Here is a 14,508-nt window from a genome sequence, read left to right on the forward strand (position 1 = left end):
TTCCTCTGTTGTTCTTAGAAAAGGTGATGGATAGTTACGGATGCCCTCACGCACACCGCATATCCCCTTCAGATTGTTTTGTATAGCACAGCCCGGCCCTTCGCCGCACGGAGAAATAGCGTTTTTTACTCCTTTTTCGAACAAAATCCTCGAAAAAAACTTCAGCGCCCCAGCTGCGACATAGAAATCAGGCTCATCCCATATACATACCACCATTGACGTGAATGGTCTCACCCGTAATATACCGTGCTTCATCCGATGCTAAAAAGGCAATGGCCGCAGCGATATCTTCGACACTTCCCATTTTCCCCATGGGGATTTGGGCCAAAATCGCCTCTTGGGTCTTTTCATTCAGCTTATCGGTCATGGCTGTTTGAATAAACCCAGGGGCAACACCGTTCACCGTAATACCCCGTGTTGCCACCTCTTGCGCCAAAGATTTGGTAAACCCCACCAAACCCGCCTTGGCCGCCGTATAGTTAGCCTGACCCGCATTGCCACTAAAGCCCACCACTGAGGTCACATTGACGATGCGCCCATACCGGCCCTTCATCATGGCGCGAATGACCCGCTTAGAGAGCTTAAAAACGCTGGTTAAATTCAGCGCCATCACCTCATCCCACTCTTCATCTTTCATACGCATAAAGAGGTTGTCACGGGTAATACCGGCATTATTGACCAAAATTTCAACCTCACCAAACTGCTCTTGGGCAAAGGCAACCAGCTTATCCAGATCAGCATCCACACCAATATTGGCAGCCACCCCCGCAGCAACCCCACCCTCGGCGCGAATGGCCTCAACCGTCTCCATAATCTTTGTTTCACGGGTTCCCGTGATCACCACACGACAGCCGCGTTTAGCCAACAACTTAGCCGCTTCCTGACCAATGCCAGCGGTGGAGCCTGTTACAATTGCAACGCGATTTTGCATGCTCTTATACTCCTTAACCTTACAGCAGCTCTGCCAATGCAGCCATATCTTCAGGACCATTCACAGCCACCCCACGCACCGAACCATCAATGCGCTTGAGCATGCCGGTGAGCACCTTGCCGGTACCAATCTCCACAAAACGATCCACCCCTTGCGCAATCATGGCACGAATGGAGGCCTCCCAACGTACCGAACCACACACCTGAGCCACCAACTGCTGGCGTACCGTTTCGGCATCGGTGGTGATACCGGCATTGACATTGGCCACCAAGGGAATGCTCAAATCCTGCATCGGGGTCTGCGCCAAAGCTTGAGCCATGGCATCCGCAGCCGGTTGCATGAGAGGGCAATGGAAAGGGGCCGAGACGCTCAACATCACACACCGCTTAGCACCCCGCTCTTTGGCTAAGGCCACCGCATGCTCCACCGCCGCTTTGTCCCCAGAGATCACAATTTGCGCCGGGGTGTTGTAGTTGGCTGGTACGCACACTTGCCCCAACGCTTGCGATGCAGCCTGACACACCTCCTCCACCAACGCCGCCTCCATATTCAACATGGCAGCCATGGCACCCACCCCCACCGGTACCGCCTTTTGCATGGCATCCCCACGCAAACGGGTAAGACGTATGGCGTCGGCAAACGAGAGCCCCCCCGCCGCACAGATCGCCGCATACTCCCCTAAGGAGTGCCCTGCCACAAAATCCGCTTGCAGATCACTTTGTTGACGTAGCAAAGTATAGGCCGCCATGGCCGTCACGACCAGCGCGGGCTGAGTGTTGCGGGTAAGCGTTAAATCCGCCTCTGGCCCGTCAAACATCAACCCCCGCAGATCCTCGCCAAGCACCGTGTTGGCCTCTTCAAATAGGGCCGCACAGGAGGCATCCGCCCCATGTAATGCCTGCCCCATACCCACCGCTTGTGAACCCTGACCTGGAAATAAAAAAGCAACCTTACCCATCCGTCCATACCCTTCCAAAGCAGCACCTTACCGACGTAAAGCTTCTCTTCCATTGAAACCTACCCCTGCCCCTCAACGCCGCCGTTCAAAAGGGTATCGAGCAAGCCGCGCACAAGGACCCTTAAACCGAACAAGAGCCACCGCCCACAACACGCTTTTCAGCCCAGCACAAAACACCCCTAAATCTTGCTAGGCGCTTTCTCACAGGAGCCGGTAAAGCCAAGCTTAAATGGAGGACACGCCCAACACCTTTGGCGCAATATCATAAGCAAAACACAGGCTCATCTTGAACGAAACCACCGATTAGGTCCAGGAATCTTAATCCAAAAAAACAAAAGCGGTTCGAAATCGTCGATCTCAAACCGCTCTTATCACACCAGCCCCCAGCCTGTCACACATCAGCCCTGTCCGGCCTCCAATTTTAAAAAGGCAAAGGCCGCAAACGCGCGAGACTCTGCCTCACTTTCAAACTGCGGGGTTGTATAGTGCTCACCATCATCCGGCCACCACTCCACATGGCAACGCCGCCCCCCCGTGTCGCGGCCTTGTCCCGCCACATGACAGGCAATGCGTACCGGCGCGGACTCCTCCAACAACAGCCAAGCACGATCCATGGCGCTTTGGGCGTCTCCTATATTGGTACAGTAGCACGGCATATGGCTTTCATCATCCCCCAGCAGGCGCGCCAGAAGCGCGTCCCGACCATGGGGACCCGCCTGCGACTGCCACTGCCCATAGAACTTATCCACAGCATTCATAACGGCCTCCCATTGTGTTGCTCCCCCCATAATTAGGGTGGTTACACCCCTTACACACTGTGTTAGACCTTTGCCATCCCAAAAAAGATCAATAGGCACATCATTTTCATTTTCCGGCATAAAAAAAGCCCCCAAATCTGGGGGCTTTTTTTATGCCTAAGACAACCCTCTGTTAGGGGTTGCTACCAGGCGCCCCTTGGGGGACATCCCTCTGGAGATGCTCTTTGATGCGGTTAAGCTCAATAAAGTAGTCCGCTTGGCGACGCAACTCATCGGCAATCATCGGAGGCTGGGTCATTAACGAACTCACCACCGTAACCACCTTACCCTGCCCTTGAGCAACTTCAACCACGCTGCGGAAATCGCCATCACCAGAAAAGAGCACCGCATGATCGTAATAAGGTGCCAGTTTCATCATATCCACGGCAATTTCAATATCCATATTGCCCTTGGTGCGCTTATGCCCCGTAACAGGGTCTACATACTCTTTGATCGGTTTGGTTACCACAGCATAACCGTTGTAAGCCAGCCAATCCACCAACGGGCGAATGGGCGAATATTCTTGATCATCCCCCAGCGCCGTAAAATAGTAAGCGCGGATCAAATTGGCCTGAGAACGGAAATAACGCAGCAATTTTTTATAATCAAAGTCAAAGCCCAAGGAACGGATGGCCGCGTAAAGATTAGAGCCATCAATGAAGACCATGACGCGCTCATCCTGGCGGAATATCTGGTCTTGTCCGGAAAGGTTATTCATTGGTTACTTCCTGAACCGTTTAACGGATGATGATTAAGCCTCTGCACATCATCTAAATTAAGCCGCTTGAGCGGCACCATAGAGGCCATTTACACAGAGTAATTAAGGTTGACAGAAGTCAACCCAACAACGACCACGGTAATATTAAGTTAAGTGCGAAACAAAGTCACGCAAATATTTCTTAATGTTACGTTCTATTTTATTATGGCGATTTCATTCTAGGAAAAGACGAGATAAAAAAAGTTGGAGCGGGAGAAGGGATTTGAACCCTCGACATCGACCTTGGCAAGGTCGCGCTCTACCCCTGAGCTACTCCCGCGAGCACTTTTTTTGAACTTGGTATAGCTGGAGGCCGGGGTGGGATTCGAACCCACGAATAAAGGTTTTGCAGACCTCAGCGTTAGACCACTTCGCCACCCGGCCGAAAAAAATGGAGCGGGAGAAGGGATTTGAACCCTCGACATCGACCTTGGCAAGGTCGCGCTCTACCCCTGAGCTACTCCCGCATACCTGACTGTGTTCGGCACGCACAACGATGACACATTTTAAGAAGCTACCTGTGTGGTAACTGTCCAATCACTCAATCCGTCATCGGGTGGAGGGGAATATAAGAGATCCCCCTTATGGGGTCAAGCCCTTTTTCACGAAATCTTAAAAAAAATGCTCCTGCCCTCTGCCAGACCAAGCCTCCTAATCCCAGCCTATACAGCCCCTTCTATAATATGAGACCAGACACTACGTACATAAAGAAAAGCCGACCACACCGCCAACAAAGCAGAGATATAAAGCAACAACAACCCCACTGGCTGTAGAGGCAGCCCAAACAGGGCATCCCCCAACAGCAGCATGGTGATTGCCACCATCTGCACGCCTGTTTTCCATTTACCCACCTGTGAAACCGGCACACCGCCTCCCTTGCCCGCCATAAACTCACGCAGCGCCATAACCACAATTTCACGGGCAACCAAGACCAACACCACGACAATATCAATGCGCTGTTCGGCTAACAAAACCATCAGGGCGGCAATCACCAGCAGCTTATCGGCAACAGGATCAAGAAATTTGCCAAAGGGGGTCATTTGGCCCCGACTGCGGGCCAAGTAGCCATCCAGCCAATCCGTCACCGCCGCCAATACAAAGATACCCGCAGAAAGCAGATGACCCATGCGCCCAGATAGGTAGACCGTGACAATAAAAAATGGAATGAAAACGATCCGCGAGACCGTCAGTTTATTAGGTAGATTCATAAGCTCCGCATTTCAAGCATGATGCTCATCCAGGGTCGCCAAGATCGTCGCGGCCAGCTCCGTAGAAAAACCTGGTAAGGCCGCAATCTCCGCCAGTGTGGCCTGGCGCACCCCTTTGACCGAACCAAACTGCTTAATTAACGCCTTTTTGCGCTGGGCACCAACCCCTGCTATACCATCTAGCCGAGAGCTGGTTTGACCTTTAGCCCGACGCGTGCGGTGATAACCAATAACAAAGCGGTGAGACTCATCCCGCACCACCTGTAAAAAGTGCAACAAGGGTGCATCGTGCGGCAGTATAAGCGGATTTGGCCGATCGGGCAAGAAAAGCTGCTCCCGTCCCGCATGGCGCTGCGGACCCTTGGCAATGGCGCTAAAAGCCACCCCATCAATTTGCAGCTCCTCAACCACCTTCATCGCCGCGTTAAGCTGGGCAATACCGCCATCCAACAGCACCAGATCAGGCCAACGCCCCTCCCCCTCCTTCAACCGTTTAAAGCGGCGTGTTAACACCTCAATCATGCGGGCGGTATCATCGGGGGCTGATGAGGCTTCTAGATTAAATTTTCGATATTGATTTTTTTCAAACCCATCGGCCCCAAACACCACCATAGCCCCCACCGCATGCTGATCTTGTATGTGGGAGTTATCGTAGATCTCAATGCGTTGTGGTGGCTCGGCCAGATTAAACAGCTCTTGCAGTGCCTCTAACTGGGTCCGCACATGGTCACGGCTGGATTGATACTGTTTAAGCGCTTGTTGGGCATTCTCCACCGCCATCTCCAACAGGCGACGCCGCTCCCCCCGTTGCGGCTGGCGCAACTTGACCGCCTTACCCAAGCGTGCGCTAAGCGCCTCTTCTAGCATCTCCTGCTGCTGGGGCAGATGCTCCAGTAAAATCTCCGGTGGCGGCGGTTTATCCAGATAAAATTGGCTGACAAAAGCCTGTAAAATCTCGCTGGGGTCATCCTCCTCCCCCCGCTCCAGAAAAAAGGCCCGGTTGCCCAAATTAATCCCCGCACGAATAAAAAAGACCTGCACCACCGCCTTTTTTAAGCCCACCGCCACACTCATCACATCCAGATCAATCTCACCGGAAAGATTAAGCCGCCGCCGCTCCTGCACATGCTCAATACCAGCAATACGATCCCGCAGCCGTGCCGCACCCTCAAAATCCCGCGCCTGTGCCGCTTGCCACATCGCCTCTTTGAGGGTATTCACCAACTGTTTATCTTTGCCCTCTAAAAACAGCGTAACCTGGGAGACCATGGCACCATAACTTGTGACATCGATACGGTCACAACAGGGACCACCACAGCGATGGATTTGATATTGCAGGCAAGGACGACTACGGTGGTTAAATTGGCTATCCTCACACTGGCGCACCGGAAAGATCTTTTGCAGCCAATTCAGGGTTTCCCGCACCGCATGGGCCGAGGGATAGGGGCCAAAAAAACGGCCCCTCGCCTTGCGGTCACCCCGATACAGCGCCAGTCTTGGATAGGCATGATCGGTGGTTAAATGCAGATAGGGATAGGATTTATTATCCTTGAGTAGCACATTGTAGCGAGGTTGGTGGGCCTTAATCAGGTTGGCTTCCAACACCAAGGCGTCATTTTCATTGGCGGTGGTGGTGAACTCCAGCCGCATAATCTGTTTGACCATCACCACCGTTTTGGGAGAGTGGCCCGCCAGATGGTTAAAATAGCTGCTTACCCGCTTACGCAGCGCCTTGGCCTTACCCACATAGAGCAATTGGCCAGCGTCGTCATAAAAACGGTAAACACCGGGCTTTAACGGTAGCTGTTTAACGTCGCGCTTTAACCGCTGCAACCGGGCTTCGTGGGACTCACAAGGATCGTTCACAGCCCTTTCCCTGTCCCGGCAACCCTGGACCGGCCCCAGGACGAAACATCAACCAGCCCCCCAACAAAAAGAGCGGCAAGGTAAGCCACTGGCCCATGGAGAGCCCCAAGGTTAACAGGCCCAAATGGGCATCTGGCTGCCGTACAAACTCCACCAAAAAGCGCGACACGCCATACCCCACCATAAAACTACCCAGCAAAAAACCGCTGGTGCGGGAACGCCGCGCTAAGCCATTCAAAACAATAAACAGAATAACTCCTTCCAGCATGGCTTCATAAAGCTGGCTTGGGTGTCGGGGCAGCTCCCCCGCCCCTGGAAAGACCATACCCCATGGCAAATCGGTGGTCCGGCCCCATAATTCGCCATTGATAAAATTACCAATACGCCCAAAAAATAGCCCCAATGGCACGATGGGAAAGACCAAATCCGCCAACATTAAACACGGAATCTGGCTTTTGCGAGCGTAGAGCAGGCAAGCCACCACGCCTCCAATCAAACCACCGTGAAAGGACATCCCCCCTTCCCAAATATGAAAAATGGCGGTGGGATGGCTCAGAAAATAGTCAAAATTGTAGAACAGTACATAACCAACCCGCCCCCCCAACACCAAACCCAGCAGAGTATAGACCATAATATCACCCAAATGGTCCACACTAAGATCGGGCATAACCTTGGCAGCACGCCGCTTAAGCAGCGGCCAGCCGATCAAAAAGGAGAGGGTATACATCATCCCATACCAGCGGATTGCCAGCGGGCCAATCTCCACCAACACTGGGTCTATCTGGGGAAAAACAATCATAAAGCGCCCTGGCTTTCTGGACGCAAGGATTCAGGGTAGCAGCCCAATACCTTCATGTTATGGGTGTAAAATTTTAGCTCTTCTAAGGCTTGCTGCACATTAACCTGATCCATACGACCTTGAAAATCCAGGTAGAAATGGTAGCTCCAATCGCGGCCTGCCACAGGTCGGGACTCCAGCCGGGTAAGGTTGATGCCGTTGGTGGCAAAACCCCCTAAACATTTATACAGGGCGGCGGGTATATGGCGCACCTCAAACAGCAGGCTGATTTTACACCCCACATTGGGCATGGGAATGATGCCGTCTTTCGCAATAATCAGAAAGCGGGTGGTGTTGTTGGCACTATCCTGGATCTGCTCGGCCAGCAGATCCAGACCATAGAGTTCAGCCGCCAGCGCAGAGGCGATGGCCGCTTCACCCTCACGATGCTCCTCTTTAAGCGCAGCGGCAGCCCCTGCGGTATCGTAGACGGCAACCCGGTTCCAACCGTGCCGTTTAATGAAGCTGTGACACTGTGCCAGCGCTTGAGGGTGGGAATATACCGTGTGGATACGCTCTACATTCACCCCCTGATGGGCCATTAAACAGTGGCGCACCGGCAGATAGTATTCGCCGATAATGTGTAGATTGTGGACGGCCAGCAGATCATAGCTGTCGCTGACCACCCCAGCCATACTGTTTTCCACCGGCAGCATACCCAATTCGGCATCGCCTTGCTCGACGGCAATAAAGATATCCTCAAAGGTTTTATAGGGACGGGATTGATAGCCGGGCAATTTTTCCCGGCAAGCCTGCTCACTGTAGGCACCGTGGGCCCCTTGAAAAGCGACCACTCTGTTTGCATGACTCATGGCAATCCGGTCTCTTAAAATTTGGCGACGAGCAGGGCTCATCGGTGTACATGGGAGAGAAACCCGCTTATTCTACGGCACGCATGGCACAGAATAAACCACCTACGTTGGATGGACCCCTGTTTTTTTGCCGTTGAGAGGCTGCATGTCCCTATTGAGCGTTATGCCCGCTACCACTGCCCAACAGAGTCGGGCTGAGCAGGTGGCACACCATTTTCACTGGCCGCTCGTGGCCGTGGAGGCACTCTGCCCCACCCCTTTACTGCTATGGGTTGGTCCGACTGGTCTTGCTCTGAAAAGTGCCGATGGCAAACATCAACACCCCATTACCGCCCAACTACAGGGGGGTAGCATTGGCCTCGCTGGCCCCGACAGTTGGGTAAGGGGGCAGCCCTTGGCCCGTGCGGTGGGTATTAAAGGGCAGCATACCCCCACTGTTGTGGACGCCACCGCTGGTCTGGGTGGGGATGGTTGGTTGATGGCCCGCATGGGGTGCAGCATGCATTGGGCCGAGCGGGTACCCTTAATGGGACTGCTACTGCAAGAGGGGCTGGAACAGGCCCATCAGGATGCCCAACGGGCTGAGGTTGCCCGCCGTGTCACCCTCCACCAAGCGGATGCCATACAGCTCTTGCAAAACATGCAAGAGCCCCCACAGGTGGTCTACTTGGACCCCATGTTTCCCCACGAAGGTAAAGGCTCGCTGCCCCGCAAAGCCATGGTGCAGCTCCGCCAGTTGGCAGGGGAGGATCAGGATCTACCCCAACTTTTTGAACTGGCCATGGCCACGGCTGAGCAGCGGGTGGTGCTTAAACGACCACTGAAAGCGCCCCTGTTAACCCGCGCCAAACCCAATTTTCAACTCAAGGGTCGCAGTACCCGCTTTGATGTTTACGCCACGGGTTGATGCATGGAAAATCAAGAGATCACCGCCCTACTAAAGGGCTGGGCAGAGGATGTCGCCCATACCATGATACGCCACCGCCACGGCTTACGCCGCGCCCTAGGCGCATTGCAACAGGATCATCGTCAAGGCCGAGCCATCGCCCCGCACGCCTTGGAGAAATTTCGCCAACGTTTGACGGCCTCGTGTGATGAAGTTGCCAAACGACGCCAACAATTGCCCATCCTGCGCTATCCCGAGCAGCTCCCTATCAGCAGTAAGCGCGAGGCCATTCAACAGGCCATTGCCCAGCATCAAATCATTGTGCTGAGCGGTGAGACCGGCTCCGGCAAGACCACACAGCTGCCCAAAATCTGTCTGGAACTCGGGCTGGGGGTGCATGGTTATATTGGCGTCACCCAACCACGCCGCATTGCGGCGTCAGGTATCGCTCAGTTTTTGGCCAGCGATCTGGGCACGCCCCTAGGGGAAAAGGTGGGTTACAAGGTGCGCTTTCATGACCAAGTCGGGGAGCATGCCCTGGTCAAAGTGCTCACCGATGGCATGCTCTTGGCGGAGACCCAGCAGGACCGTTTTCTGAGCCGCTACGAGGCCATCATTATTGATGAAGCCCATGAACGCAGCTTAAATATCGACTTTTTATTAGGACTGCTTAAAGGGATCACCGTACGACGCCCCGATCTTAAAATCATTATCAGTTCGGCCACCCTGGATACCGATAAGTTTGCAGCCCATTTCAACCATGCCCCCATTATTTCCGTCTCTGGTCGCACCTATCCGGTGGCGGTGCGTTATAATCCGTTAGATGAAAAAAATGAACCTGACAGCGATCAACGCATGGAGGCACTCCTATTTGCCGTCGAAGAACTGTTCGAGGATTTGCCCGACGGTGATGTGTTGATCTTTCTCCCTGGTGAGCGGGAAATTAAAGAGGCGGCAGAGGCCCTACGTAAACACCACCCTGCCCATGTGGAGATTGTCCCCCTCTATGCACGGCTCTCGGCCAAAGAGCAGCAGCGCATTTTTAATCCCGGCTCCAAGCGTCGCATTATTCTTTCGACCAACGTGGCAGAGACCTCCCTTACCGTACCGCGCATTCATGGGGTTATTGATACCGGGCTGGCGCGGATGAGCCGCTTTAGTACCCGTACCCAAGTGCAGCGGCTGCCCATTGAGCGCATTTCACAAGCCTCGGCCAACCAACGCAAGGGGCGCTGTGGACGACTGGCGGCGGGCATTTGCATCCGTCTCTATAGTGAAGATGATTTCAACCAACGCCCCCTCTATACCGATCCCGAGGTGCTACGCACCTCACTGGCCGCCGTGATTTTAACCATGAAGGCGTTAAAGCTGGGAGATCCCCATAAATTTCCCTTTATTGACGCCCCCAAGCCCACGGCCATACGCGAGGGCATTCGCCTGCTCAAAGAGTTGGATGGCTTGGACGACAATGAAAACCTCACCGATATTGGCCGACAGTTGGCCCACCTGCCCCTGGATCCCCGCTTGGCCCGCATGCTCTTAGCGGCGGAGCGGTTTCACTGTCTACAGGAGCTATTAATCCTGGCCGCCGCCCTCAGCACCCAAGATCCTCGGGAGTTTCCTGAAGCGGAGAAGGGAGGTGCCAAGCAGCACCATGCCCGCTTCAGCGAACCGCGTTCGGAGTTTATTGGCCGCCTGCGTTTATGGCGGCACATTGAGGAGATGGCCGAGCAAGCCCGGTCCAAGACCCAGTTACGGAACGCTTTAAAAAAACAGTATCTCTCCCCTCTGCGGGTGCGAGAGTGGCAAGATATAACCCATCAACTCACCCGCACCGTCAAAGAGCTGGGCTTAAAACTTAATGAAGCTCCAGGCGATTATGCCGCCATTCACAAAGCTCTGTTGGCGGGGCTGTTAGGGAATTTGGGCATGAAGGGGGAGAAACACCAATATGATGGGGTGCGGGGATTAAGTTTTCATATTTTCCCAGGCTCGGAACTGTTTGGTAAAAGCCCCAAGTGGGTTGTAGCGGCGGAGTTGGTAGAGACCAGCAAACTCTACGCTCGACTGCTCGCCCAGATCGAACCCGAATGGGTGGAAGAGGTCGCCCCCCACCTTGTGAAAAAACACCCCTTTGATCCCCATTGGGAAAAACGCGCTGCGCAAACCATGGTCTATGAGCGGGTCACACTGTTTGGCTTGACCCTTATCCCCAAGCGTTCGGTACCCTACGCCCCCATTGCGCCCGCCGATGCCCGCGCCATGTTTATCCATAATGGCTTGGTCGCCGGGGATATGCACAGCAACGCTCCCTTTTACCAACACAACCGTGCCCTGATTGAAGAGGCCGAGGGGTTGGAACATCGCACCCGGGAACGGGGGTATTTGGCGGACGATCAAGCCTTGTTTGATTTTTTTGATGGGGTCTTGCCGCCAGACATAAACAACCTGCAAGCTTTGGATCAATGGCGGCGCAGCGCCGAGCGCAAAAATCCCAAAGCCTTGTTTCTCCCTCGCGAGGTGGTGTTTCAACAACGGGCCAATCTGGACGATGCGCAGTTTCCCGGGCATATCACCTTACGTGACCATGAACTGGCGCTCATCTACCAATTTAACCCCGGCCAAGGCAATGATGGTGTGACCACAGTTATTCCGCTACCGGTGCTCAACCAGTTTCGCACCGCCGATTTTCAATGGCTGGTACCCGGACTGCTCGAAGAAAAAATTGTCGGACTATTTAAAATCTTACCCAAGCGTTACCGTAGACATTTGGTCCCCCTCCCCCAAACAGCCAAATGGTGCGCCGCGCAGTTGCCCTTTAATCAAGGCACCCTTACCGCTCTACTGGCCCGCTTGATCGAACCCAAAGTGGGTGAAGAGATCCCCCCCGATGCCTGGCAGTGGGAGAATCTACCCGAACATCTTCAGATGAATTTTCGCATCGTGGATGACAGCAACCGCAAAGTGCTTGCCCAAGGTCGAGATTTGGCGTTGCTCCAAGAGCACTACGCGGAGGATGCCCGTGACCGCTTTGAGGCGCTGCCCAAAGTGAGCCATGAAAAGAGCGGGCTGCTCAACTGGAATTTTGACCCCCTGCCCCTGCGCATGGCTTTAATGACCGAACGCAACCGCCCCATCACCTGCTACCCCGCCCTGCGGGATGATGGCGGCAGTGTGGGTATCGCCATGGCCGAAACCCAAGAGCAGGCCCAACGCATGCACCATGCTGGGCTTCGTCGGCTGTTGCTGCTGCAAGTGCACCAGCAAGTCAAGATGGTCCAAAAAAACCCGCCCATCTCCAACCAAGCATTGGCACACTACACCCATCTTGAGCGCAAAGAGGTGCTGGTAAAATCCCTATTACATGCCGCCGCCGATCGGGTATTTTTTGAAAACCAAGGGGTGCTGCCGGAACAGGTGCGTAATCAGGCAGATTTCCAGAAGATACTGGCCCAAGGTCGCGCCCACCTTATTCCAGAAGTCGAGGCCATGGGTAAGCTGTTGGATGAAACCTTTGTGCAGTTTGGGCTATTGCGCAACGCTTTAAAAAAGCCCATGTATCCCACTCAACAAAAGGTGGCCATGGACATTGAAGCCCATTTGGACAAACTGCTAGGCCAGGGATTTCTACGCACCACGCCCCCCCAATGGCTGAGCCACTTACCCCGCTATCTAAAAGCCATGCTGCTACGTTTAGAGCGAGGCCGCCACAATAGCGGTAAAGATCTGGAGCGGCAGGCCGAGTATAGCGTCTGGCAGGAAAAGTATGACCGGCTCATGGAAAAGTATCAGCACGAAACTCATCTACCAGCAGCATTGGTGCTGTTTAGGTGGGCTTTGGAGGAGTATCGCGTCTCACTGTTTGCCCAGGATCTCAAAACAGCCATACCCGTCTCCCACAAACGTATGGAGGGTTATTATCGGGATGTGCCCCCGCGCTAAAGGTGAGAGACCCCTTTTGCAAGAACCATAAAAAAAAGCGCGATAAACGCGCTTTTTTTTAATCTTATGTTGGGCACACCAAACAGCCAAGAGCAGAGCAACGAGCCTCTGCAATCGCATGGGCATCCAACGGAGGGAGCGTACTACTCCACAGGAATAGGTTTGCTACCGGTATTCTCCACCGGTTTGGCCTCTTTGGGAACCAAGGGTAGTTCCGGTGCAGCGGGCAGCTTTTGCTCTTGGGCCGTAGGCGCTTTTACCCCATCCATCACCGAGCTGGCATTGCTCCCTTTGGTGGAAATAAAGGTCAAGGTCATGCTGCTCAGCAAAAAGATCGCCGCCACTCCAGCGGTAAATTTACCCATAAAGCTGCCCCCACCAGAAGCGCCAAACACGCTCTGAGAAGAGCCACCGCCAAAGGCAGCACCCATATCGGTACCACTGCCTTTTTGGAGCAGCACCACACTGATAAGGATCAGACACGCCATAACATGGAGTACGGTAATCAACAGGGTCATCGTAGGTCGGGCTCCAAAAAGCAAGACAGCGGCGTGGTAAACACCACCCCGCTGCCAAATTTGTTCATTCGGCAACTAAGCCGCCTATTATGCCGTTAAACCATCCATGATGGCAAGGAAATCATTCGCCTTTAATGCTGCCCCGCCGATCAAACCGCCATCCACATCGGCTTGTCCCAACAATTCCTTGGCATTATCGGGTTTCATGGAACCGCCATAGAGAATACGTACCGCATCGGCCACATTGGCCCCCAACTCTTTAGCCAGCAGACCACGGATAAAGGCATGGGCTTCTTGCGCCTGGGCGGTGCTGGCCACTTTTCCGGTGCCAATGGCCCAAACCGGTTCATACGCCACCACCAGTTGCTGCTGTTTTGCCGCATCAGCGGGCAGCACCGGCAAGCAGGCCAGCAGTTGTTGCTCCAACACCTGCATGGTCTGTTCCGCTTCACGCTGCTCTAGGGTCTCACCCACGCAAAGAATGGGGGTCAAACCATCCCGATAGGCAGAGGCTACCTTTTGTGCCACCTGTTCATTGGTTTCACCAAACAGCGTGCGCCGCTCAGAATGGCCCAGGATCACATAGCTACAGCCAACATCCTTGAGCATCTCACCGGAGATCTCACCGGTAAACGCGCCACTGCTGGCAACAGCCATATTTTGCGCACCAAGATCCACACCTGAACCGGCCACAACCCCCTGCACCGCACTGAGCACGGTAAAGGTGGGGCACACCAATACATCGCAATCGGGCTTGTTTGCGGCCACACCATCCCGCACAGCGGTGGCTAGGGCTGTGGCCGCTTGGGTCGTACCGTTCAACTTCCAGTTACCAGCAATTAAAGCTCGACGCATCGTCTCCGACTCCGTACCTAAAATGGGATAATCGAGGGGGGCAACACACCCTGCCCGCTTGTAAAAGCAGGCTCAAGCAGGTCGATACAGGTGTGCCTACCCCCTATTTTTTAACGCCAAGGCCAAGGGATCTTGCCCGG

At 54.1% G+C, this 14,508-nt stretch carries 12 protein-coding genes and 3 tRNA genes; 2 read left to right on the plus strand and 13 right to left on the minus strand.

The window, feature by feature from the left end; genetic code table 11:
- Positions 1 to 193: 193 nt before the first annotated feature.
- The 11 genes from fabG to pheA all read right to left on the minus strand — a co-directional run bounded on the left by fabG (position 194) and on the right by pheA (position 8,167).
- The gene (gene fabG, locus MMC1_RS09555) at positions 194 to 931 is read right to left on the minus strand and encodes a 3-oxoacyl-[acyl-carrier-protein] reductase (RefSeq protein WP_011713526.1); all 738 of its coding nucleotides are present in this window, start codon (positions 929 to 931) and stop codon (positions 194 to 196) included.
- A gap of 19 nt (positions 932 to 950) precedes the next feature.
- The gene (gene fabD / locus MMC1_RS09560) at positions 951 to 1,889 is read right to left on the minus strand and encodes an ACP S-malonyltransferase (protein ID WP_011713527.1); all 939 of its coding nucleotides are present in this window, start codon (positions 1,887 to 1,889) and stop codon (positions 951 to 953) included.
- A 398-nt stretch (positions 1,890 to 2,287) separates the two neighbouring features.
- The gene (locus tag MMC1_RS09565) at positions 2,288 to 2,647 is read right to left on the minus strand and encodes a hypothetical protein (RefSeq protein ID WP_143711400.1); all 360 of its coding nucleotides are present in this window, start codon (positions 2,645 to 2,647) and stop codon (positions 2,288 to 2,290) included.
- A gap of 172 nt (positions 2,648 to 2,819) precedes the next feature.
- The gene (locus tag MMC1_RS09570) at positions 2,820 to 3,404 is read right to left on the minus strand and encodes a LabA-like NYN domain-containing protein (protein ID WP_011713529.1); all 585 of its coding nucleotides are present in this window, start codon (positions 3,402 to 3,404) and stop codon (positions 2,820 to 2,822) included.
- A gap of 244 nt (positions 3,405 to 3,648) precedes the next feature.
- A tRNA-Gly gene (locus MMC1_RS09575) sits at positions 3,649 to 3,723 on the minus strand.
- Positions 3,724 to 3,750: 27 nt separating this feature from the next.
- Positions 3,751 to 3,827, minus strand: a tRNA-Cys gene (locus MMC1_RS09580).
- A gap of 8 nt (positions 3,828 to 3,835) precedes the next feature.
- Positions 3,836 to 3,910: transfer RNA gene (locus MMC1_RS09585), tRNA-Gly, on the minus strand.
- Between the two features lie 195 nt (positions 3,911 to 4,105).
- Positions 4,106 to 4,651, minus strand: a complete 546-nt coding sequence (gene pgsA / locus MMC1_RS09590; protein WP_011713530.1) for a CDP-diacylglycerol--glycerol-3-phosphate 3-phosphatidyltransferase — start codon at positions 4,649 to 4,651, stop codon at positions 4,106 to 4,108.
- Between the two features lie 12 nt (positions 4,652 to 4,663).
- Positions 4,664 to 6,517 (minus strand): excinuclease ABC subunit UvrC, encoded by a 1,854-nt coding sequence (gene uvrC / locus MMC1_RS09595; protein WP_011713531.1) that lies wholly within the window; start codon positions 6,515 to 6,517, stop codon positions 4,664 to 4,666.
- Complete coding sequence (gene lgt, locus MMC1_RS09600) at positions 6,501 to 7,316, minus strand: prolipoprotein diacylglyceryl transferase (RefSeq protein ID WP_011713532.1); 816 nt, start codon at positions 7,314 to 7,316, stop codon at positions 6,501 to 6,503. The genes uvrC and lgt overlap by 17 nt, the downstream gene beginning before the upstream one ends.
- Entirely contained in the window at positions 7,313 to 8,167 is an 855-nt protein-coding gene (gene pheA, locus MMC1_RS09605; protein WP_041641113.1) for a prephenate dehydratase, read from the minus strand. Before pheA ends, lgt begins: the two co-directional genes overlap by 4 nt.
- Before the next feature lie 145 nt (positions 8,168 to 8,312).
- Here pheA and MMC1_RS09610 point away from each other — a divergent pair, with 145 nt between their 5' ends.
- Both MMC1_RS09610 and hrpA read left to right on the plus strand, forming a co-directional pair.
- Positions 8,313 to 9,074, plus strand: coding sequence for a class I SAM-dependent methyltransferase (locus tag MMC1_RS09610; protein WP_011713534.1), 762 nt, complete (start codon positions 8,313 to 8,315; stop codon positions 9,072 to 9,074).
- A gap of 3 nt (positions 9,075 to 9,077) precedes the next feature.
- Entirely contained in the window at positions 9,078 to 12,995 is a 3,918-nt protein-coding gene (hrpA, locus tag MMC1_RS09615; RefSeq protein ID WP_011713535.1) for an ATP-dependent RNA helicase HrpA, read from the plus strand.
- Positions 12,996 to 13,138: 143 nt separating this feature from the next.
- Here hrpA and secG read toward each other — a convergent pair whose 3' ends face one another.
- Both secG and tpiA read right to left on the minus strand, forming a co-directional pair.
- The gene (gene secG / locus MMC1_RS09620) at positions 13,139 to 13,513 is read right to left on the minus strand and encodes a preprotein translocase subunit SecG (protein ID WP_011713536.1); all 375 of its coding nucleotides are present in this window, start codon (positions 13,511 to 13,513) and stop codon (positions 13,139 to 13,141) included.
- 87 nt (positions 13,514 to 13,600) lie between these two features.
- A complete protein-coding gene (gene tpiA / locus MMC1_RS09625; RefSeq protein WP_011713537.1) occupies positions 13,601 to 14,368 on the minus strand; it encodes a triose-phosphate isomerase in 768 nt (255 codons plus the stop codon).
- Positions 14,369 to 14,508: the final 140 nt, after the last annotated feature.

Origin of the sequence: Magnetococcus marinus MC-1, from assembly GCF_000014865.1 — a bacterium.
Taxonomy (GTDB): domain Bacteria; phylum Pseudomonadota; class Magnetococcia; order Magnetococcales; family Magnetococcaceae; genus Magnetococcus; species Magnetococcus marinus.

Bases quoted from the DNA above. Each gene is read 5' to 3' on its own strand.
- fabG (WP_011713526.1), bottom strand. From the start codon at position 931: ATGCAAAATCGCGTTGCAATTGTAACAGGCTCCACCGCTGGCATTGGT.
- MMC1_RS09570 (WP_011713529.1), bottom strand. From the start codon at position 3,404: ATGAATAACCTTTCCGGACAAGACCAGATATTCCGCCAGGATGAGCGC.
- lgt (WP_011713532.1), bottom strand. From the start codon at position 7,316: ATGATTGTTTTTCCCCAGATAGACCCAGTGTTGGTGGAGATTGGCCCG.
- MMC1_RS09610 (WP_011713534.1), top strand. From the start codon at position 8,313: ATGTCCCTATTGAGCGTTATGCCCGCTACCACTGCCCAACAGAGTCGG.
- MMC1_RS09565 (WP_143711400.1), bottom strand. From the start codon at position 2,647: ATGAATGCTGTGGATAAGTTCTATGGGCAGTGGCAGTCGCAGGCGGGT.
- secG (WP_011713536.1), bottom strand. From the start codon at position 13,513: ATGACCCTGTTGATTACCGTACTCCATGTTATGGCGTGTCTGATCCTT.
- fabD (WP_011713527.1), bottom strand. From the start codon at position 1,889: ATGGGTAAGGTTGCTTTTTTATTTCCAGGTCAGGGTTCACAAGCGGTG.
- pheA (WP_041641113.1), bottom strand. From the start codon at position 8,167: ATGAGTCATGCAAACAGAGTGGTCGCTTTTCAAGGGGCCCACGGTGCC.
- hrpA (WP_011713535.1), top strand. From the start codon at position 9,078: ATGGAAAATCAAGAGATCACCGCCCTACTAAAGGGCTGGGCAGAGGAT.
- pgsA (WP_011713530.1), bottom strand. From the start codon at position 4,651: ATGAATCTACCTAATAAACTGACGGTCTCGCGGATCGTTTTCATTCCA.
- tpiA (WP_011713537.1), bottom strand. From the start codon at position 14,368: ATGCGTCGAGCTTTAATTGCTGGTAACTGGAAGTTGAACGGTACGACC.